We start from the raw sequence: 20,038 nt of genomic DNA on the forward strand, positions 1-20,038 counted from the left end.
GGCGATCAGCATTTGCCCGTGCGGCGCCCTTCGTAATCGAAATCGAACGGCGCGCCCTTCACCAGGCCCTGCGTCTGGACGCGGATCAGGTTGCGGTCCTCCACCCGGATCGTGGTGCGGCCATAGCCCTGGCCGGGGCAGCGATATTGCACCGTCACGCGATTGGGCTGATCCTCGATCACATATTGCGCGCATTGCGCCGGCCCGTGGACCAGTTGCAGCAGCAGCCGGGGATCGTGGACGCAAATCGCGCGGGGAGACGCGGCGCTGTTGCCGATCTCGTGCAGCGACCAGGCGCCCGGCTCGACCCCGCCGAGCGCGATCATCCGGGCCTCCTGCGCAACGGCACCGGCGGCGACAGCGGCGAGCAGCAGCGCCGCCGGACGAAGAAGGGCGAATCTTTTCACAACCGTAATCATATCACGATTCGTCGCAGATCAAGCGCGTCTCGCCGATCATGCGGCGGCGGAACCGATCCGGACCGGGAAAACGGTGGAGCAGAAGCGGCAATCGACCGCGATCACCCCGTCCGCGTCGGCCATCTCGCGCTGTTCCTCGATCGGGAACTTGGCCAGCACCGACTGGATATGCCCGGCGGTGCAGCGACAGCCGCGCACGATTCGGCTCTCCGCCAGCACGCGCACCTCGCGCTCCTCGTTGAACAGCCGCCAGATCAACGTCTCCAGCGGCAGCGCCGGATCGGCCAGCTCGTCCGCCCCCATCGTCGCGCCGAGCGCGGCGACATTCTCCCACTCGGGGTGATCGTGGCGGACATGCAGCCGCTCGCGCCCTTCCTCGCCATGCGGCAGGTGCTGGAGGAACAGGCCGCCGGCGATGACATGGCCGTCCTCATGCCGCACGCCGACGCGCACGAGGCTGGGGATCTGCTCGGACTGGACGAAATAGCGCTCCGCCACCTCCGCCAGCGATGCGCCGTCGAGCGGGACGATGCCCTGATAGCGCTCGCCGCTGCTGGCGAGATCGAAGGTGATCGCGAGATAGCCCTGCCCGAACAGCGCGAACAATGTCGGCTCCGCCGGCCCCGCCGCCAGCCGCTCGGCATCGAAATCGACATAGCCGCGCAGCTCGCCGCCGCGATAATCGACCACCAGCAGCCGCACGACGCCATTCTCGGTCTGCGCCTGGAGCGTGAGCTGGCCGGCATCGTCCTTCAGCGTCGAGCCGATCAGCGCGCCGAGCATCAGCGCCTCGGCCAGCAGCGCCTCGATCGCCGGGGGGTAGGCGTGGGCGGAGAGAATCTCGTCCAGCACCGGTCCGAGCCGCGCGATGCGCCCGCGCGCGTTGCGCTCCGGAATCGCGAAGCCCAGCGCGCGATCTAGATCGGTTCCGGAAACGTCAGCCATCGAAAATCACCCTTCGTCCCGCCCGAAACCGGGACATCGCCAGTCCGTGCCTGTCGGAAAGAACCGGCCAGCGCCGGTGCCGGCCCTAAGTGGGGACGATCGGCCGGCGATCAACCGATCTGGCCGAAGCACCAGCGCAGGATCGCCTTCTGGGCGTGGAGCCGGTTCTCCGCCTCGTCCCAGATCAGCGATTGCGGGCCGTCGATCACGTCCGCCGTCACTTCCTCGCCGCGATGCGCGGGCAGGCAATGGAGGAACACCGCGTCGGGCTTCGCCTTCGCCATCAGGTCGCGCGTCACCTGATAGGGCGCCATCGCCCTGAGCTTCGTTTCGGCATGGGCCTGCCCCATCGACACCCAGGTATCGGTGACGATCACGTCCGCGCCCGCCGCCGCCTCGGCCGGATCGGCGACGACGCGCGCTCGGCCCCGCCCCAGCGCGACATCGGCGTCGGCGGGCATGAAGCCTTGCGGACAGGCGGCGATCACGTCGAAGTGCAGCAGCCCGGCGGCCTCCATGATCGAGGCGAGCACGTTGTTGCCGTCGCCGAGCCACGCGACCTTCAGCCCCGGCAGCGCCTTGCCGTGCTCGATGATCGTCTGGAGGTCCGCGACGATCTGGCACGGGTGCGAGGCGTCGGTGAGGCCGTTGATGACCGGCACCGTGGCGTGAGCCGCCATCTCCTCGATCTTGGCGTGATCGTCGGTGCGGATCATGATCGCGTCGACATAGCCGGAGAGGACGCGCGCGGTGTCCGCGATCGTCTCGCCGCGTCCGATCTGCATCGTGCCGGCGTCCGCGACGATCGGCGCGCCGCCGAGCTGGCGGATCGCCATGTCGAAGCTGAAGCGCGTGCGGGTGGAGTTCTTCTCGAACACCATCGCCAGCGCGCGGCCGGCGAGCGGCGCGTCGGCGTCGGGCGCGCCTTTGGGCAGGCCGGCGCGCGCCTTCTTGCGATCGATCGCATCGGCGAGGATCGCGGCGATGCCGTCCGCGCCGGCATCGGACAGGTTCAGGAAGTGACGGACGTTCATGCTATCTCCCCCCGGAGAATCCGCCCCGCCGCCGGACCGGCCGGCGCGCGGGGCGCGATGTCAATCGTCGGCGGCGGGCACGTACACCCGCGCCGCCTCGCTCAGCCGCTCGACGCATTCGGCGATATGGCTCTCGTCGATGTTGAGCGGCGGCAGGATGCGGACGACATTGTCGCCGGCCGACACCAGCAGCAGCCCATGGTTGTCGCGCGCATGGGCGACGAAGCGCCGGCTGTCGCTCTTGAGCTTGAGTCCGAGCATCAGCCCGTGGCCGCGCACGCTGTCGAACAGATGATCGTGGTTCGGGATCATCTGCTCCAGCGCCTGCCGCAGCCGGTTGCCCGTCTTCTCGACATTCTCGAGGAAGCCGTCCTCGAGGATCACGTCAAGCACCGCCTCGCCCGCCGCCATCGCCAGCGGGTTGCCGCCATAGGTGGAGCCGTGCGTGCCGATCACCATGCCCTTCGCGGCCTCCTCGGTCGCGAGGCAGGCGCCGAGCGGGAAGCCGCCGCCGATGCCCTTCGCCACCGCCATGATGTCCGGCGTGATGCCGTACAGCTCGTGCGCGAACAATTTGCCGGTGCGGCCGTAACCCGCCTGCACCTCGTCCAGCACCAGCAGCAAGCCGTGCTCGTCGCACGCCTTGCGCAGCCCTTGCAGGAACTCCTGCGTCGCCGGGCGGATGCCGCCTTCGCCCTGGATCGGCTCGACCAGGAAGCCGGCGGTATTGCCGTCGATCAGCGCCAGCGCGCCGGCGAGATCGTTGAAACTGGCGTATTTGAAGCCCGGTAGCAGCGGCTCGAACCCGTCGCGCATCTTCGGCTGGTTGGTGGCGGAGATCGTCCCCAGCGTCCGCCCGTGGAAGGCGGTGTCGAAGGTGATGAGGTCATGCCGCTCGGGATGGCCGTTGGCGAAATGATAGCGCCGCGCCGTCTTGATCGCGCACTCCACCGCCTCCGCGCCCGAATTGGTGAAGAACACCGTGTCGGCGAAGGTGGCGTCGATCAGCCGCTGCGCGAAATGCTCGCCCTGCGGGCTGCCGTAGAGGTTGCTGACGTGCATCAGCGTCGCCGCCTGATCGGCGATCGCCTTCACCAGCTTCGGATGGCCGTGGCCGAGGCAGTTGACCGCGATGCCGCTGGCGAAATCGAGATATTTCTCGCCGCGCTCGCCATAGAGATACGCCCCCTCGCCTCGCACCGGCCGCACCCCGCACCGGGGATAGACGGGCATCAGTGCGGTGATGGTCACGGGGCATCTCCTGAAAAAGAGCAAGGGCGGCCCGGAAAGGGGCCGCCCGGAAGCCGCTAATACCGGGGGTGCGGGGGGAGCGTCAACACCAGCACAGTCCCCTCCATTCCAGAGCGCTATTGATCCGTGCGCCGTCGAAGAGTCGACAACCATGCCAGGATTCTCATCTGAGATTTGGGCTGAAACGCCAGTTCGTGCCCGGCCCCTTGAACAAGCTCGAATTTAGCGCCTGGAATCGCTTCCGCCACGCTACGACCTTCCTTCCACGGGATGACGCGATCACCATCACCGTGCAGGACAAGAACACGCAAATGTCGCCCGCGCAATTTATCAATCGTGGCGTAACGGTCCCACAAAAGCCATCGCACCGGGACGAAGGGAAAATGATATGAGGCCACATCTTTCAGCCTCGAAAACGGGGAGACCAACACCAATCCGCCGATATTGCCTTCAGCGGCAAGTTGCGATGCGATCCCAGAACCAAGCGAATAGCCGACGAGGATCACGTCCGATCGCGCGATCCCTCTTTCTGCGAGCCAGTTCAATGCAGCACGCCCATCGCGATACAGGCCATCTTCGGTTGGCTTGCCCGAATTGCCGGCGTAGCCCCGATATTCCACAAGCAACACGCCGTAACCCCGTTGCCTTGGTAATTCACTCGCAACGCTCGCTCCTTTGAGCGAGTCAGCATTACCGTGAAAATAGACCAGCGTCGGGCGGCCGTTCGATGCCTGATGATAAGCGGCAACCAGTTCCAACCCATCTTCAGTATGCAGAACGACGCGGTCGAATCCGGACGGAACATGCCCCTGAGCATTGGCGGGGGGTCGATAGATGAACCATCGTTGCCCAACGGTCAGCGCGACGACGCCCGCGAGATAAGCGATGGCCGCAATGGCTATCGCGATTCCCATCCACTGTTTCACGCGTCGATCGTCTCCTCGTCGATCCGCGCGGCATTCTCCTGGATGAAGGCGAAGCGGTGGGCCGGGTTAGTGCCCATCAGGCGATCGACCAGGTCCTTCACCCCCGCGCGCTCCTCATATTCCTGCGGCAGGGTGATGCGGATCAGGCTGCGCGTCGCCGGGTCCATCGTCGTCTCGCGCAGCTGGCCGGGGTTCATCTCGCCGAGGCCCTTGAAGCGCGCGACCTCCACCTTCCTGCCCCTGAACGGCCCCGCCTCGATCTCGGCGCGGTGGGCGTCGTCGCGCGCGTAGAGCGACTTGCTGCCCGCCGTCAGGCGATAGAGCGGCGGCTGCGCGAGATAGAGGTGCCCGCGCCGCACGATGTCCGGCATCTCCTGGAAGAAGAAGGTCATCAGCAATGTCGCGATATGCGCGCCGTCGACATCCGCGTCGGTCATGATGATGACGCGCTCGTAGCGCAGATTGTCGGCCACGCAATCCTTGCGCGTGCCGCAGCCCAGCGCCTGCCCCAGATCGGCGATCTCCTGATTGGCGAGGATCTTGGCGGAGGTGGCGGACGCGACGTTCAATATCTTGCCGCGGATCGGCAGGATCGCCTGCGTCTTGCGGTCGCGCGCCTGCTTGGCCGAGCCGCCGGCCGAATCGCCCTCGACGATGAACAGCTCGGTCCCCTCCGGGCTGTCCGCCGCGCAATCGGTGAGCTTGCCGGGCAGGCGCAGCTTGCGCCCGGAAGTGGCCGTCTTGCGCTTGACCTCGCGCTCCTGCTTGCGGCGCAGGCGCTCGTCCATCCGCTCCAGCACATAGCCGAGCAGCGCCTTGCCGCGATCCATATTGTGGCTGAGGTAATGATCGAAATGGTCGCGCACCGCCTTCTCGACCAGCCCGGCCGCTTCCGGCGAGGTCAGCCGGTCCTTGGTCTGCGACTGGAATTGCGGATCGCGGATGAAGACGGAGAGCATCAGCTCCGATCCGACCATCACGTCGTCGGCGGAAAGGTCCTTGGCGCGCTTGTTGCCGACCAGATCGCCGAACGCGCGAAGCCCGCGCACCAAAGCCTGCCGCAAGCCCTGCTCATGCGTGCCGCCGTCGGGGGTCGGGATGGTGTTGCAATACCAGCTATAGCTACCGTCCGACCACAGGGGCCACGCCACCGCCCATTCGACGCGGCCCTGCCCGGCGGGAAATTCCTGCGTGCCGGTGAAGAAATCGGCCGTCGCGCACTCCCGGCCCGCGATCTGCTCGCGCAGGTGATCGGCGAGGCCGCCGGGGAACTGGAACACCGCCTCGGCCGGCGTATCGTCCGCGATCAGCTCGGGCGCGCATTTCCAGCGGATTTCCACGCCCGCGAACAGATAGGCCTTGGACCGCGCGAGGCGATAGAGCCGCGCCGGCTTGAAGTGCATCTCGGTCCCGAAAATCTCCACGTCCGGCGTGAAGGCGACCGAGGTGCCGCGCCGGTTCGGCGCGCTGCCCGCATTCTCCAGCGGCCCCAGCGTCTGCCCCTTCGAGAAACGCTGGCGATAAAGCTGGCGGTCGCGCGCCACCTCGACCACCGTGTCCGACGACAGTGCGTTGACCACCGACACACCGACCCCGTGCAGCCCGCCCGAGGTGGCATAGGCCTTGCCGGCGAACTTGCCGCCGGAATGGAGCATGGAGAGGATCACCTCCAGCGCGCTCTTGTCCGGGAACTTGGGGTGCGGATCGACCGGCATCCCGCGCCCGTTGTCGACGATCGTGAGGCGGTTGCCGGCGGCCAGCGTCACCTCGATCCGCGTCGCGTGGCCGGCGACCGCCTCGTCCATCGCATTGTCGAGCACCTCGGCGGCGAGATGGTGCAGCGCGCGTTCGTCGGTGCCGCCGATATACATGCCCGGCCGCCGCCGCACCGGCTCCAGCCCCTCCAGCACCTCGATCGAGGAAGCGTCGTAGCTGTTGGCGGGGCTGCCGGCGGAGGCGGAAGGGTCGAAGAGATCGTCGGACATACCCCGCTATATCGGCGCGTGGCGCAAGGGCAAAGCCCGTCGCCTATCCCACCAGCACCGCCGTGCCGCAACGCACGCCGGTCACGCGCAGGTCCGCCTCGCCGATGCCGACACCGAGCAGCCCGGTGAGGTTCATCAGCAGCCCGTCGAGCGCCGGCGCGACCAGCGAGAGCGCCCCGCCGACCGCCTGCACCAGCGGGTCGAGCGGCAGCGGCAGGATGCCGAGCAGCACCGCCCGCACCGACGCGCGCGAGATCAGCGAGGTCGCCAGCCCGCCGACCGGAGAGGTCGCGCGCACCTTCTGGCGCGTGCCCGCCGCGATCGCCGCAGCGTCGAAGCGCAGGCTCTGCCACGGCTCGCTCGCTCCGGCGGAGATGTCGGCGAGGCCGGTGACATCGGCCAGCAGGGTGTGGACCAGCGTCGTCCGCGTCGGCGTGATCGGGGTCTTGAAATCGGCGAGCTTCGATTCGTCGATAGTGCCGATCGCCGCGCGCACGATATCGGTCCGCGCCTCCAGCGTCACGTTGCGGACATTGGCCCCGGCGCAGTCGATCGCGGCCAGCCGCCCCTCCGCCCCGGCAATCTCGACGAACAGCGGCAGGTCGATCGTCGCCAGCGACCCGATGCCGGGCAGGCTAACCGATCCGATCTGCGTGCGCACATAGAGCCGCGTCTGCGCGGTGCGGACGATCGGGGCGCCGGTGTCGGTGATCGTGATCCACGGCGAATTGGCCTCGCGCTCGCCGATCGCCAGCGACACGCGGGTCGAGGTCAGCCCCGGCACCGTCGCGCCGAGGTTGAGCGCCACCTGCCGCTCTTTCGAGGCGAGTTGCAGGATCGCCGTCAGCATCGCCAGCGAATCGACCCTGGCGATGCCGGTGCCGCCCTCGCCCTGCCGCGCGAACGGCCCGGCGTCGATCAGCGCGGAGAGCGTGAGCGAACGCTCGCCGACCAGCTTGAGCAGGCCGTTGACCGCCCGCGCCGCATCCGCCTTGCCGTCCGCGCTCAGCGCGCCGGCCAGCGCGTCGAGCGCCTGCGGGGTGGAGACGTTGCTCTTCAGGATATCGTCATAGGTCACCGCCTTCAGCCCCGCGCTGGTGCGGAGCATCGGCAGGTAGCGCAGCAGATCGACATCCGCCCCGGCCAGGGCATTGTAATCCATCACGGAGAGCGAGACGTTGCTCCCCGTCAGCGCGGAGAGATAATTGTTGAGCAGCCCGCCGTCGAGGCTCGCCAGCCGCGACCCGATCGAGAAGGCGGCATAGCGTTGCCGCGCGGCGGTGGCGGTGCGGGCGATCACCACCTCGCGCCGCCCGAAGATCGCCGCGAGGAAGGTGGGCGAGGTCGATTGCAGCTCCACCCGCGCCGCGCCGCTGCCCGATGGCGAGGCGACGAAGCGCGCGGCCGGTGCGATCGTCGCGTCGGCGCTGTAGCTGCCCCGCGTCACCCGCGTCGTCACCGCGCGGGGAAAGCGCGCGGCGGCGACCATCGCTTCCGCCGTTTTCTGCCCGTCCGCCGCATCCCCCGAGGCGGCGGCGAGCGCGGCGGCGTCCGCGATCCCCTGGAGGCGCCGCGTGTCGAGCTGCACCGAGCCGACATCGACCGCGAACGCGGCCATGCCGATCAGGATCGGCATGGCCGCCGCCAGCAGCATCCCGACGCCCCCGCGCCGGTCCGCCGCCAGCCGCTTCACAGCACGCCCCCCTGCTGGATCACCGCGCTGCGCTCGATCAGCGGATCGGGCATCGGCAGGAGGCCGATATGGAACATCCCGATCCGGCTGGCGTCGACGCGAACACGCACCGTGATCATCGGCGGCGCCTCCTCCACCGAGAGCGTGGCGGTGCCGGGCCGGATTTCGGGCAGGCGCAGCAGTTCGCGGGTCATCGCCGCATTGGCGAGCGACAGCCGCTCAGCCGCGCTCATCCCCGCGATCGTCGCGCGCGCCGAATCGTTGGCGAGCTGCTGCGTGCTATGCGCGAGCAGGAAATACTGGCCGTAGCCCGAGATCCCGAGCAGGATCATCAGCAGCACCGGGGCGAGCAGCGCGAATTCGACGATCGCCGCCCCCCGCGAATCGCGGAGCAGCGTCACGGGCGGGAAAGAGGATGATCGTTTCATGGCAGGGCGCAGGATCGCGCCGCCGCCTTAAGGCACCGCCATGCGCCCGATCGCGCCGAAATGCGCGAAACATGTCGCGCGACAGGCCGACAAACTCGCGGAATCGCGCCGTAATGGCGCGATTCCGCGTAAAATCAGCGCATCCGCGGCCCGCCGAACGGGATCGGCGGCGCGCGCCGGTCGCGGCGCGGCAATTGCGCCTGATAGGCATGGCCGCAATGCGCGACGCAATAAGGGAAGCCCGGATTCACCTTCTCGCCGCAGAAGTGGAAATCCGGCTCGCCGGGGTGGCCGAGCGGCCATTTGCACACCTTGTCGCTGAGATCGAGCAAGGTCGTCTTGCCGGCGATCTCCGGCGAGGGCTTGGCCGGGACGAGGCGGCGCGGCGGGGCCGGGGCGATCGGCGGCTGCTGCTCGCCCGGCGCCTGCCGCACGAAGCCGCCAGGGCCGACCGAGCGCAGCACCGGCTGGTTCTCGTTCGGCTGACGCGGCGAAAGATCGGTGGTGATGGTGATCGGCTTCGGCTCCGACGCGCGCGGCATCGCCGGCGCGGCGGCGGGCGGCGGAGGCGGTGCGGCGACCGGCTCGCGCACGGGTGCGGCGGCGACGGGCGGCGGCGCCTTCGCCTCGGGCTTCGGCTCCAGCCTTGCCTCGGCCTCCTTGGGGACGACCGGCGACGGGCGCGATTGCAGGCCCAGGCGATGCGCCTTGCCGATCACCGCATTGCGACTCACCCCGCCGAGCGCCTCGGCGATCTGGCTCGCGGTCTGCCCGCCTTCCCACATGGTCTTGAGCGTGTGGATACGCTCCTCGGTCCACGACATCGTTCTTCCTTCGCTGGCGGCCGGGTTGCAGGCGCCCGCCGCAGCGTCTACCCGCATGCGCGATGAGCAGCCATCCCCCAATCGGCCAAATTCCGTCGGCGATCAGGAACGCGCCCGGCGTCCCGGTGATCCGGAACGTCAATTGGGGCGGCCTGAAGACCCTCTATGTGAAGGAGGTGCGCCGGTTCTTCAAGGTGCAGCTCCAGACGATCTGGGCGCCAGCCGCCACCACGCTCCTGTTCCTGATCGTCTTCACCATCGCCACCGGTGCGAAACGGCCGGTGCATGTCGGCGGCGTCGACATCCCCTTCGCCGATTTCATCGCCCCCGGCCTGATCATCAGCCAGGGGATGATGGGGCCGGCCTTCGCCAACGCCAGCTTCTCGCTGCTGGTCGGCAAGATCCAGGGGACGATCGTCGATTATCTCCAGCCGCCGTTGTCCAGCGCCGAGCTGCTGACCGCGCTGGTCGGCGGGGCGATGACGCGGGCGTTCCTCGTCGGGCTGATCTGCTGGGCGGCGATGGCGCTCTATCCCGGCGTGCACGTAACGCCGTTGCATCCGTGGGCGGTGATCTGGTTCGGCTTCCTCGGCGCGGCGTTCCTCTCGTTCCTCGGCGTGCTGACCTCGATCTGGGCGGAAAAGTTCGATCATGCGGCGGCGGTGACCAATTTCGTGATCGCGCCGCTGGCGCTGCTGTCCGGCACTTTCTATTCGGTCGACCGCCTCGCCCCCGCGTTCCGCGCGTTCAGCCACGCCAATCCGTTCTTCTACATCATCTCCGGCTTCCGTTACGGCTTCGTCGGCACCGCCGATTCGCCGGTGCTGGTGGGCAGCGTGGTGATCCTCGCGATCGACGCGGCGCTGGGGGTGCTCTGCTACGTCCTGCTGCGGCGGGGGTGGAAGCTCAAGAACTGAGGGCGGCGAGGGCCTGCCGCCGGTCGCACGGCTTCGCCGCGACCGATCTTTACGCGAACGGCCTTCCATGCGAGGCTTCGGGGATCGACTCATGGGGGCGGCCATGAAAGCATTTTCCTCGCTTCGGGTGCTGCTCTGCGCCGGCCTTCTCGTCGGCGCACCCGCCTTCGCCGACTGGAAGCCCGCCAATCCCGAGATCGCGAAAGTGGTGGCCGATCCGCGGATCGCCGGTGCGCTGGCCGCCGTGAACGCCATCGACCGGGCGGCCGTCGCTGACGACCACGCGGCGTTTGCGGCGCTGTTGGCCGACGACCTTGCGGTCAACAATCCGCAGAACGGCGTTTCGGTCAGAGGCGCGACCGCCCGACGCAGCGCCGCCGGCCAGATCAGCTATGCGCGTTACGATCGCGTGATCGAATATGCCGGCTTGCGCGGCGATATGGTCGTTCTGATGGGGGAGGAGATCGTGATCCCGCGAAGTGACGGCGCGACGCCGACGCGCGCGGTTCATCGCCGTTTCACCGATTTCTGGGAATGGACGAAGGGCGGCTGGAAACTGACCGTCCGTCAAGCAACCATCATCACGCGCCCGTGACGCGAATCGCCATTCACAGCCTCGCGTGGCTGAGCCGAATGCCGGTCCGCTCCGTGGGATCGAGCGCCTAAAACCCCTCCGGCATCCGCGCCGGCCCGACCACGCGCTCATATTCCCGGATCGCGAACCGGTCGGTCATGCCGGCGATGTAATCCGCGATGTGGCGGCTCAACGCCGGTTCGTCCGCCGGGAGCGCGGCGCGCCATTCCTCCGGCATCAGCAGCGGGTCGGCGCGGAACGCCGCGAACAGGCCGGCCACCACATCATGCGCCGCCGCCGCCGCCTCGAGCTGTCGCGGATGATGATAGAGGTTGGCGTACATGAAGCGTTTGAGGTCGCGCTCCTCCTCGCGCATCGCGTCCGAGAAGGCGGCCAGCGCCCGTCCCGCCGCGCGCACGTCGGCCACATCGCCCACGCCCGATTCGGCGATGCGGCGCCTGGTCTCCGCGATCAGATCGAGCACCATCGTGCCGATCTGCTGGCGCACCAGCTCGCGCGAGAGCCGTCGGTCGGAGATATCGGGAAAGCGCGCCTTCGCCGCCGACCAGCCACGCGCGACCAGCGGCACCTCCAGCAATTGCGCCGGCGTCAGCAGCCCGGCGCGCAAGCCATCGTCGATGTCGTGATTGTCATAGGCGATGTCGTCGGCCAGCGCCGCGATCTGCGCCTCCAGGCCCGGCCAGGTGCCCAGCTCCAGCCCGGCCTCGGCGTCCGCCTCGGCCAGCGCCCAGCCGGGATGGCGCACCGGGCCGTTGTGCTTGGCCAGCCCCTCCAGCGTCTCCCATGTCAGGTTGAGGCCATCGAAGCGCGGATAGGATCGCTCGATCCGCATCAGCGTGCGCAGGCTGTGGCCGTTGTGGTCGAAACCGCCCGCAGCCATGGTCGCGGCCTTCAGCGCGTCCTCGCCGGCGTGGCCGAACGGCGGGTGGCCGATATCGTGCGCCAGGCAGACCGCTTCGGTCAGGTCCTCGTTCAATCCCAGCGCGCGCGCGATCGTGCGGCCGATCTGCGCCACCTCGAGGCTATGGGTCAACCGGACGCGGAAGTGATCGCCGTCGGGGGCGAGGAAAACCTGCGTCTTGTGGCGCAGCCGCCGGAAGGCGATCGAGTGGATGATGCGGTCGCGGTCGCGCTGGTAATCGTCGCGCGGGCCGCGCGGCACGCCGGCCGATTCGCGGTGGAGCCGCCCACGCCCTGTCGCCGGATCGGACGCCCAGGGCGCGGGCGGGACGATCATTTGCCCTCGATCTTGGTCATCTTCTGGCCGGCATTGCTGGTGAAGGTGAAGGCCGACACGCCCTCCTTCGCCAACTTGTTGACCATCGCGCGGGCCTCGGCCTCCGTCTTGAACGGGCCGGTGACGACGCGGTTGGTGGCGCGCAGCCTGGTCGTATAGGCGTGCTTGCCGGCGAGCGTCGCGGTCTTGCCCTTCACCGCCGCCCACGCTTTCGGCAAATCCTCCTCGTTCGCCCCGCCCGCAACCTGCACCCAGATCCGCGCCGGCTCGGCCTTGGCCGCCTTGCGTTCCTCGGCGGCTTTCTTCGCTTCCTCCGCCTTCTTCGTGGCGGCGAGTTTCTTCGCTTCCTCGGCCTTTTTCTGCGCGGCGGTCAGCTTCTTGGGCTTGGCCTCGTCGGCATCGGTCTCCTCGGCGCGCGCGCTGGCCTTGCCGCGGCCGTGCCTGGGCGGAGTTGCGTCGGCGGTTTCGGCCGGTTCCTCGGTCTTGGCACCAGCCTTGCCCCGCCCGCGTTTCGGCGGAGTCGCGTCAGCCGTTTCGACCGCTTCCTCCGCCCTGGCCTTGCGGCGCGTGGCGACAGTTTCGACTTTCTTCTCGGGCGGACGCGCCTCGGTCATCTCCGATTCGGGCACCGCGATGCCGGCGATGATCTTCGCAAGGATCGAATCCTCGCCTCCCTTCGGCGGCGCGCGACGCGACGAACGGCGCGGGCGCGGCGGTTCGACCGGGGCGGGCGGCGGATTGGTGACGGAAGCGACCTCGATCGGCGGCAGCGGCTTCTGCGCGGCTTCCGAAGCCGGCACCGCCTGATAAGGCGCGCGCGGCGGCAGCTTCTGCGTGACCTCGCTCGGCGCGGCGAAGACCACGCCCTTGCCGGGATAGGAGGGCGGCTGCGGCAACGGCTCGGCGGCCGGCGACGGTACGGACGTAGCGGCGGCCGCCACCGCGACCGGCGCGGCGGGCTTGCCCCTGCTCCGGTCACGACGGTTGCGCGCGGTTTCGACCACCGGAGGCGTTGCCGGCGGCGTCACGGTCGCCACGCGCACCGGCGCACCGGCATCCGGGCCGAGCGGCGGGAGCGATGGCGTCAGCCGTGCATCGGCCAGCCGCGCCGCGCTCGCGCGCACCTCGCCGAAATGGACCGCGAAGGCCTTGTCGACCGGCGCGAGCGAAGGCAGCCGCTGGAAGAACGGCGCCAGCCCGCTGGCCATGCCGCCCGGCATCATCGTCGTCGCGATCTTCTCCGCGCCCGCGACGTCACCGCCCATCGCCAGGATGAAGGCCCGCGCGCGCCATGCGCCGCGATCGCCGCCGCGCAGCAGCGGCTCGATCTCCTTCAGCGCCTCCTCCTGCCGCCCGGAAATGGCGAGCGACAGCGCGTAGCGACGCTGCACCTCGTCCTGCGGCCCGGCCTTGAGCGCGAGGCGATAGTCGCGCTGCGCCCGCTCCTGTTCGCCGATCAGGTCATAGGCGAGGCCGCGATCGCCCGCGAAGCTGCGCGGATCGAGGCCATAACCCGCCGCCTGATCGAAATAGCGCAGCGCCTCGCCCGGCCGCTCCTGCTGCACGAGGATGCGCGCCATCCCGGCCTTCACCCGGCCGTTCATCGGATCAATCTCGTCGGCGCGCTTGAACAGCGCCGCCGCGCCGCTTGCATCGCCGAGCTTGAGCGACAGCTCGCCAGCCTCGATCAGCGCATTGAGGTCGCGCGGATTGGCCCCGACCGTGCGCATCGCGGCGGCGAGCTGGTCGGCATCGGAGCCGGCCTGCGGCAGCGGCTGGACCATCTGGGGGGCGGCGAGGGCCGGCAGCGCGGTGGCGGAGGCCAGCGCCAGGAAAGCAAGGGAAATGGTGCGCTTCATCGCGTCGGGAAAAGTCTCAATCTGGGGCGGCGGAATGCCGCTTCGCTATGGCACCGGCCGCGCCGGGCCGGAACCCGCGCGCGCCGATCCGGGGGCAGGAAGCGGCGAACTCCATTGTCGCGCGGCGGACATGCCCGGCGCGACCGCGCGGCGCGATCACCGCCAGCCACCCGGCGAGACGCGGCCGGCGCGGAAAGGCCGCCCCGGCACCCCGCTTACTGGTTGTTCTGGCGATGCAGGAAGCGCGGGATATCCAGCGAATCCTTGTCCTCGCCCTCGGTCGCGCGCTGCGTCCCGCGCGAGGCGTTCTGCATCCGCTCGAACAAGGTGCCGCCCAGCTTGACGCGCGGCGCGGGCGCGGCTTCCTCGCCCGTATCGGCACCCGACGACAGCCAGCGGCGTCGGCCGGCCGGCGCGGGCGCATCGTCCTCGAACACCTTCGGCGTCGATTCCTCGGCGGCCGGCGGAGCGGCCGGCGCGGGTTCAGGCACGATCGTTTCGCTGCCGAGCAGCAGTTCGTCCTCCGCCGGAGCGGCGGCCTCGGGCTGCGCGACGACATCGGTCAGCTCGATTTCCGGCTGCTCGGGCGCGGGAGCGGCGGCGGGCTGCTCGGCGGCAGGAGCCGGTTCCGCCGCCGGGGCGGCGGATGCGGCGGGCGGCGCCGGCTCGGCGCGCCGCGGCGCGGAGAAGCTGAATGCGCGCGCTGGCTCCGGCACGGGCGCGTCGGTGCGCGCCTCCGCCTCGATGCCGGTGGCGACGACCGACACGCGGATCTTGCCCTCCAGCTCCGGGTTGAAGGCCGAACCCCAGATGATGTTCGCTTCCGGATCGACCAGTTCGCGGATGTGGTTGGCGGCCTCGTCCACTTCCAGCAGGCGCATGTCCTCGCCACCGGTAATCGAGATGATGACGCCCTTCGCGCCCTGCATCGACACGCCGTCGAGCAGGGGGTTGGCGATCGCCTTCTGCGCGGCGACCAGCGCGCGGTCGTCACCGTCGGCCTCGCCGGTGCCCATCATCGCCTTGCCCATCTCCTGCATCACCGAGCGGACGTCGGCGAAGTCGAGGTTGATGAGGCCCGGCATCACCATCAGGTCGGTGATGCCGCGCACGCCCTGCTGCAGCACCTCGTCGGCCATCTCGAAGGCCTGCTTGAAGGTGGTGTTGGCGTTGGCGATCAGGAACAGATTCTGGTTCGGGATGACGATCAGCGTATCGACGTACTTCTGGAGTTCCTCGATCCCCGCATCAGCGGACTTGGCGCGACGATTGCCCTCGAACGCGAACGGCTTGGTGACGACGCCGACGGTCAGGATGCCCATGTCGCGCGCCGCCTTGGCGATGACGGGGGCCGCGCCGGTGCCGGTGCCGCCGCCCATGCCGGCGGCGATGAAGCACATGTGGGCGCCCTCGAGTCGCTTCGACAGGTCCTCGATCGTCTCCTCGGCGGCGGCGCGGCCGATCTCCGGCCGGCTGCCCGCGCCAAGGCCCTGCGTGATCTTCGCGCCGAGCTGAATCTTCTCCGGCGCGGTCGACTGTTTCAGCGCCTGCGCGTCCGTGTTGGCGACAAGGAAATCAACCCCCTGCACCTCGGCACGCATCATGTTGGCGATCGCGTTGCCGCCCGCGCCGCCAACGCCGATCACCGCGATGCGCGGCGTCAGCTCATCCGTTTCCGGGGTGATGAATTCGATTCCCATCGCCTATTTTCTCCGCCTGTCCGGCCTTCCCCATCGCCGGACGTGTCGATTAACCTTCCTGCAACATAGCGCCCGGCCGTGCCAGCCGAAAACCGTCGTGCAGCCTCAATAATTGGCCTTCACCGTTTGAAAGAGGCGTTTGAGCGCCCTCAGTCCTTTCGGCCGGTAAACCTGCTGTTGTTGCTGGGGCACCAGCCCGCGCAGATCGATCGGATCGTTGGCGGCGAAGAAGGCCAGCCCCGCCAGCGCCGCGAAGCCCGGCCCGGCATGCGCTTCCGGCAGCCCGGTCAGCCCGCGCGGCCGCCCGATGCGCACCGAGCGGCCCAGCACCTGCTGCGCGTAATCGGCGATCCCCTTCAACTCCGCGCCGCCGCCGGTGAGCACCACCTGGCGGTTGATCGGCCCCTCGAATTTCAATTCCTTGAGCGCCGCCTGCACCTCGCCGACCAGTTGCTCCAGCCGGGTGCGGATCACCGCGATCAGCGCCGCCTTGGTGATCTGGAGCGCGTCGCCGTCCTCCTCGTTCGCCGGGGTGCGGATCGTTATCATCTCATGGTTGTCGCGTGGGGACGCATTGGCCGAGCCGTGGAAGCATTTCATCCGCTCCGCCTGCCCGCGCGTCGTGCCGAAGGCGGAGGCGATGTCGTCGGTGATGTCGGCCGAGCCGATCGGGATCGACTTGAGGCCGACCAGCATCTCTCCCGCGAACAGCGAAACGTTGGTGATGCCCGCCCCGATCTCGACCAGCGCGACGCCGAGATCGCGCTCCTCGTCCGACAGGCAGGCGAATCCGGTCGCCACCGGCGAGGCGATGATCGACTTCACCTCCAGATGCGCCGAGCGCACGCACAGATCGAGGTTGCGCACCGGCGAGCCGTCCGCCGCGATGACATGGATATGGACGCCGAGCCGGTCGGCGTGGAGGCCGAGCGGCTTCTTCACGCCTTCAAGCCCGTCGATCGTGTAGAGCGCGGGCTGTGCGTGGAGCACCATGCGCCCCTGCGGGTCGATCGACTGGCGGCCCTCCTGAAGCAGCGCGTCGATATCCGCCTGCTCGATGCGGTGGCCGTTCAGCTCGGATTCGATGAACGCTTCGTCGGACACGAGGCCGCCGGCGGAAAATCCCGCCCAGACGTTCTCGATATTGATCCCCGCGATCCGCTCCGCCTGCTCCACCGCCTCGCGCACCGCCACCTCGGTCGCGGCCATGTCGGCAATGTATCCGCGCTTCACGCCCTTCGATTCGCGCTGCCCGGTGCCGAGCACGATCAGCTCGCCGCCGTCGCCCTTCTGCGCGATCATCGCCGAAACCTTGGACGTGCCGATGTCCAGCGCGGTGATGAGACCTTCAGGTGCCGCTTTCGCCATGTCCCCGTTCCCCTTCGTCAGACGTCGCCGACGCGCGCGACGCGCATCTCGCTGGTGGTGCCGCCGCCGTTTTCCCCCGCATCGGCATCGGCGCGACTGCTTTCCGGCCCCGGCTTGCGCGCGACCAGCTTGGTCGGATCGCGCATGTCGAAGCGCACCCAGCCCTTGCCGAGCAGCGGCTTCGCGCCGTCCATCTCGGCGAACTTGACCAGCGCCTGCGCCGCGCCGTCCTGCGGCAGCAGCAGCGTCTCGCCGGTGTCGAAGGTCAGATCCCAGCGCCGGTTGCCCACCCATGTGGCCGCCTTGACGCGCGGGCGCAGCGCCGGGGCAGCGGCAAGCAGCTTCTGATAGCCGTCCTCCTGCTGCGCCGCGCCGGGGCCGATCATCAGCGGCAGGCCCGCCGGCATATGGTTCGGATCGACCGGATCGAGCAAAGTGCCGGTGGCGTCGATCAGCGTGAGCTGGCCCTCGTTCTGCCAGATCGCCGCCGGCTCGCGCTCGACGATATGGATCAGCAGCCTGTCGGGGAAGCGCCGCGAGACATAGGCGTCCGCGATCCAGCCGTAGGCTAGCAGCCGCTTGCGCACCGCCTCCAGATCAACCGCCAGCAGCGGGCGCTGCGCCGTCTGATTCTCCAGCGCGATGGCATAGACCGTCTCGCGATCCATCCGCTTGAGGCCGGTGATATCGACCTGCTCGACGCGCAGCCCGGCGCGGCCCGCACCCTCCGCGATCGCATCGCCGACCATGCCGGGCAGGCCAAGCCATGTCGCCGCCGCGATCGCCACCGCCCCGCCGAGGCCGAGCATGCTCCACGTCACCGCGCGGCGCAGCGTGTCGTGGCTGATCGGCAGCTTGGCGATCAGCCGGTCGCCGAGCGAGGCCTTGCGCCGCTTCGGCGCGCCGGGCCGGCGGGGCGGCGAGCGGCGGACGGGCTGGCGGCTCATGCGCCCTTCTCCCGCAGCGCGGCGTCGACGATCGCCTGCACCAGCTCGGCATAGCTCATGCCGGTGTGCCGCGCCTGTTCGGGAACGAGGCTGAGCGGCGTCATCCCCGGCTGGGTGTTCACTTCCAGCAGGAACAGCCCTTCAACGCCGCGCTCGTCATCCCAGCGGAAATCGGCACGGCTGCACCCCTTGCAGCCGAGCAGCCGATGCGCGTCGAGCGCGATCTGCCTGCACGCCTCGGCGATCTCGTCCGGCACCGGGGCGGGGAAGAGATGCTCGGTCATCCCGTCGGTATATTTGGCGTCGTAATCGTAGAAGCCGCTCTTGGGCCGCAGCTCCGTGACGCCCAGCGCGCGGGGGCCGCCCGGCCCCTCCAGCACGGCGGTGGTCAACTCGCGCCCGCGCACATAAGGCTCGGCGAGCAGTTCCTCGAAATCCTGCCACGGTCCCTGCACGTCGCGACCGATCGGGGAGCCGTAATTGCCGTCCGCCGTGACGATCGCGATGCCGACCGACGAGCCTTCGTTGACCGGCTTCAGCACATAGGGGCGCGCGAGCGGATCGCCTTCGAACAATTCGGCCGACTTCACCACGCGCCCGCCCGGCATCGGGATGCCGTGGGGCACGAGCTGGTTCTTGGTCAGCACCTTGTCGATCGCGATCACCGAGGTGGCGAGGCCGGAATGGGTATAGGTGAGGCCGAGCAGGTCCATCATCCCCTGCACCGTGCCGTCCTCGCCCGGCGAGCCGTGCAGCGCGTTGAACACCACGTCGGGCCGCGCCTCCGCCAGCCGCGCGGCGACGTCGCGCTGCATGTCGATCCGCGTGACGCGATGGCCGAGCGACTCCAGCGCCCCGGCGATCCCCGCGCCCGACGACAGCGAAACCTCGCGCTCCGCCGACCAGCCGCCCATCAGCACGACGATGTGGAGGGGACGACGGTCAGGCACGCGATGCTCCTTGCGATACGAACGACTTCAACGGGACGAGCGAGACGCGCATCACGACGCCACCCCGACGCGCTGGATTTCCCATTCGAGCGTGACACCGCTCGCCGCCTTCACCCGCGCGCGCACGTCCTCGCCCAGCCCCTCGATATCGGCACTGGTGGCGTTGCCGAGGTTGAGGAGGAAATTGGTGTGCTTCTCGCTCACCTGCGCGTCGCCCCGGCGCAGGCCCCGGCACCCGGCCGCATCGACCAGCGCCCACGCCTTCCCGCCCGGCGGGTTCTTGAAGGTCGAGCCGCCGGTCTTTGATCGCAGCGGCTGCGATGCCTCGCGCGAGGTGGCGATGCGGTCCATTTCCGCCTGAATGACTTCCGGTTCCCCCGGCACGCCCCGGAAAGTGGCGCTCACCACCACCGCACCTTCCGGCAGCTCGGAATGGCGATAGCTGTAACGCAGGTCCGCCGCCGTCAGCGTGCGCCGCTCGCCGGAGCGCAGCACGACCTCGCATTCGACCAGCACGTCCGCCGTCTCGCGCCCATAGGCGCCGCCGTTCATCCGCACGAAGCCGCCGACCGTGCCGGGGATCGAACGCAGGAACTCGACGCCCGCGATTCCGGCGTCGCGCGCGGTGGAGGAAACCAGGATGCCGCTCGCCCCGCCGCCGCATCGCAGCGTCGTCACGTCCAGCACCTCGACCCGCGCGAAGGGCTTGCCGAGCCGCACCACCACGCCCGGCACGCCGCCATCGCGCACGATCAAATTCGATCCCAGCCCCAGCGCCAACACCGGCATCGCCGGATCGAGCCGCGCCATGAATTGCGCGAGATCGTCCGCGTCCCTCGGCTCGAACAGCCATTGCGCCGCACCGCCCGCCTTGAACCAGACGAGCGGCGCGAGCGGAGCGTTCGGGGTGAGCTTCCCCGCGACCTCGGGCATGGCAGCCACGGAAAGGACGGATGCGAC

Annotated in this window: 18 protein-coding genes; 2 read left to right on the forward strand and 16 right to left on the reverse strand. The window is 69.2% G+C overall.

Translation table 11 applies throughout. From position 1 onward, the window contains the following. Positions 1 to 5: 5 nt before the first annotated feature. The 9 genes from F9288_RS20920 to F9288_RS20960 all read right to left on the reverse strand — a co-directional run bounded on the left by F9288_RS20920 (position 6) and on the right by F9288_RS20960 (position 9,505). Complete coding sequence (locus tag F9288_RS20920) at positions 6 to 407, reverse strand: hypothetical protein (protein ID WP_174838631.1); 402 nt, start codon at positions 405 to 407, stop codon at positions 6 to 8. 48 nt (positions 408 to 455) lie between these two features. Continuing rightward, on the reverse strand, positions 456 to 1,364 hold the full coding sequence (locus F9288_RS20925; protein ID WP_174838633.1) for an Hsp33 family molecular chaperone HslO: 909 nt from the start codon (positions 1,362 to 1,364) through the stop codon (positions 456 to 458). Between the two features lie 110 nt (positions 1,365 to 1,474). Beyond that, on the reverse strand, positions 1,475 to 2,398 hold the full coding sequence (argF, locus tag F9288_RS20930; RefSeq protein ID WP_174838635.1) for an ornithine carbamoyltransferase: 924 nt from the start codon (positions 2,396 to 2,398) through the stop codon (positions 1,475 to 1,477). A gap of 60 nt (positions 2,399 to 2,458) precedes the next feature. After that, the gene (locus tag F9288_RS20935; RefSeq protein WP_174838637.1) at positions 2,459 to 3,649 is read right to left on the reverse strand and encodes an aspartate aminotransferase family protein; all 1,191 of its coding nucleotides are present in this window, start codon (positions 3,647 to 3,649) and stop codon (positions 2,459 to 2,461) included. Between the two features lie 116 nt (positions 3,650 to 3,765). Then, positions 3,766 to 4,575, reverse strand: a complete 810-nt coding sequence (locus F9288_RS20940; RefSeq protein WP_174838639.1) for an alpha/beta hydrolase — start codon at positions 4,573 to 4,575, stop codon at positions 3,766 to 3,768. Further along, positions 4,572 to 6,560 (reverse strand): DNA topoisomerase IV subunit B, encoded by a 1,989-nt coding sequence (gene parE / locus F9288_RS20945; RefSeq protein ID WP_174838640.1) that lies wholly within the window; start codon positions 6,558 to 6,560, stop codon positions 4,572 to 4,574. Before parE ends, F9288_RS20940 begins: the two co-directional genes overlap by 4 nt. Before the next feature lie 43 nt (positions 6,561 to 6,603). After that, positions 6,604 to 8,253: a pilus assembly protein TadG-related protein gene (locus F9288_RS20950; RefSeq protein WP_174838642.1), complete on the reverse strand. Its 1,650-nt coding sequence runs from the start codon at positions 8,251 to 8,253 to the stop codon at positions 6,604 to 6,606. After that, positions 8,250 to 8,681, reverse strand: coding sequence for a TadE/TadG family type IV pilus assembly protein (locus tag F9288_RS20955; protein WP_174838644.1), 432 nt, complete (start codon positions 8,679 to 8,681; stop codon positions 8,250 to 8,252). Before F9288_RS20955 ends, F9288_RS20950 begins: the two co-directional genes overlap by 4 nt. Positions 8,682 to 8,815: 134 nt before the next feature. Then, on the reverse strand, positions 8,816 to 9,505 hold the full coding sequence (locus F9288_RS20960) for a GcrA family cell cycle regulator (protein ID WP_174838646.1): 690 nt from the start codon (positions 9,503 to 9,505) through the stop codon (positions 8,816 to 8,818). A 62-nt stretch (positions 9,506 to 9,567) separates the two neighbouring features. Here F9288_RS20960 and F9288_RS20965 point away from each other — a divergent pair, with 62 nt between their 5' ends. Together F9288_RS20965 and F9288_RS20970 are read left to right on the forward strand one after the other, a co-directional pair. Beyond that, the gene (locus F9288_RS20965) at positions 9,568 to 10,422 is read left to right on the forward strand and encodes an ABC transporter permease (RefSeq protein ID WP_174838647.1); all 855 of its coding nucleotides are present in this window, start codon (positions 9,568 to 9,570) and stop codon (positions 10,420 to 10,422) included. 205 nt (positions 10,423 to 10,627) lie between these two features. Further along, the gene (locus F9288_RS20970; RefSeq protein WP_174838649.1) at positions 10,628 to 11,017 is read left to right on the forward strand and encodes a DUF4440 domain-containing protein; all 390 of its coding nucleotides are present in this window, start codon (positions 10,628 to 10,630) and stop codon (positions 11,015 to 11,017) included. 67 nt (positions 11,018 to 11,084) lie between these two features. Here F9288_RS20970 and F9288_RS20975 read toward each other — a convergent pair whose 3' ends face one another. The 7 genes from F9288_RS20975 to murB all read right to left on the reverse strand — a co-directional run bounded on the left by F9288_RS20975 (position 11,085) and on the right by murB (position 20,011). Beyond that, complete coding sequence (locus F9288_RS20975) at positions 11,085 to 12,251, reverse strand: deoxyguanosinetriphosphate triphosphohydrolase (RefSeq protein WP_174839241.1); 1,167 nt, start codon at positions 12,249 to 12,251, stop codon at positions 11,085 to 11,087. Further along, positions 12,251 to 14,113 (reverse strand): tetratricopeptide repeat protein, encoded by a 1,863-nt coding sequence (locus F9288_RS20980; RefSeq protein ID WP_174838651.1) that lies wholly within the window; start codon positions 14,111 to 14,113, stop codon positions 12,251 to 12,253. The genes F9288_RS20975 and F9288_RS20980 overlap by 1 nt, the downstream gene beginning before the upstream one ends. 215 nt (positions 14,114 to 14,328) lie before the next feature. Then, complete coding sequence (gene ftsZ, locus F9288_RS20985; protein WP_174838653.1) at positions 14,329 to 15,813, reverse strand: cell division protein FtsZ; 1,485 nt, start codon at positions 15,811 to 15,813, stop codon at positions 14,329 to 14,331. A gap of 105 nt (positions 15,814 to 15,918) precedes the next feature. Beyond that, positions 15,919 to 17,181, reverse strand: coding sequence for a cell division protein FtsA (ftsA, locus tag F9288_RS20990; RefSeq protein ID WP_174838655.1), 1,263 nt, complete (start codon positions 17,179 to 17,181; stop codon positions 15,919 to 15,921). A 17-nt stretch (positions 17,182 to 17,198) separates the two neighbouring features. Then, complete coding sequence (locus tag F9288_RS20995) at positions 17,199 to 18,128, reverse strand: cell division protein FtsQ/DivIB (protein WP_174838657.1); 930 nt, start codon at positions 18,126 to 18,128, stop codon at positions 17,199 to 17,201. Then, entirely contained in the window at positions 18,125 to 19,078 is a 954-nt protein-coding gene (locus F9288_RS21000) for a D-alanine--D-alanine ligase (protein ID WP_302675307.1), read from the reverse strand. The genes F9288_RS20995 and F9288_RS21000 overlap by 4 nt, the downstream gene beginning before the upstream one ends. A 51-nt stretch (positions 19,079 to 19,129) precedes the next feature. After that, positions 19,130 to 20,011 carry a UDP-N-acetylmuramate dehydrogenase gene (gene murB / locus F9288_RS21005; RefSeq protein ID WP_174839243.1) on the reverse strand — a complete coding sequence of 294 codons (882 nt, stop codon included), beginning with the start codon at positions 20,009 to 20,011 and terminating at the stop codon, positions 19,130 to 19,132. Positions 20,012 to 20,038: the final 27 nt, after the last annotated feature.

The sequence above is a fragment of the Sphingomonas sp. CL5.1 genome, assembly GCF_013344685.1.
In the GTDB taxonomy this organism is placed as follows: Bacteria; Pseudomonadota; Alphaproteobacteria; order Sphingomonadales; family Sphingomonadaceae; genus Sphingomonas.

Excerpts from the sequence above, each read along its gene's own strand:
- F9288_RS20960 (WP_174838646.1), bottom strand. The coding sequence starts at position 9,505 with ATGTCGTGGACCGAGGAGCGTATCCACACGCTCAAGACCATGTGGGAA.
- F9288_RS20995 (WP_174838657.1), bottom strand. The coding sequence starts at position 18,128 with ATGAGCCGCCAGCCCGTCCGCCGCTCGCCGCCCCGCCGGCCCGGCGCG.
- murB (WP_174839243.1), bottom strand. The coding sequence starts at position 20,011 with ATGCCCGAGGTCGCGGGGAAGCTCACCCCGAACGCTCCGCTCGCGCCG.
- ftsZ (WP_174838653.1), bottom strand. The coding sequence starts at position 15,813 with ATGGGAATCGAATTCATCACCCCGGAAACGGATGAGCTGACGCCGCGC.
- parE (WP_174838640.1), bottom strand. The coding sequence starts at position 6,560 with ATGTCCGACGATCTCTTCGACCCTTCCGCCTCCGCCGGCAGCCCCGCC.
- F9288_RS20925 (WP_174838633.1), bottom strand. The coding sequence starts at position 1,364 with ATGGCTGACGTTTCCGGAACCGATCTAGATCGCGCGCTGGGCTTCGCG.
- argF (WP_174838635.1), bottom strand. The coding sequence starts at position 2,398 with ATGAACGTCCGTCACTTCCTGAACCTGTCCGATGCCGGCGCGGACGGC.
- F9288_RS20980 (WP_174838651.1), bottom strand. The coding sequence starts at position 14,113 with ATGAAGCGCACCATTTCCCTTGCTTTCCTGGCGCTGGCCTCCGCCACC.
- F9288_RS20955 (WP_174838644.1), bottom strand. The coding sequence starts at position 8,681 with ATGAAACGATCATCCTCTTTCCCGCCCGTGACGCTGCTCCGCGATTCG.
- F9288_RS20965 (WP_174838647.1), top strand. The coding sequence starts at position 9,568 with ATGAGCAGCCATCCCCCAATCGGCCAAATTCCGTCGGCGATCAGGAAC.
- ftsA (WP_174838655.1), bottom strand. The coding sequence starts at position 17,181 with ATGGCGAAAGCGGCACCTGAAGGTCTCATCACCGCGCTGGACATCGGC.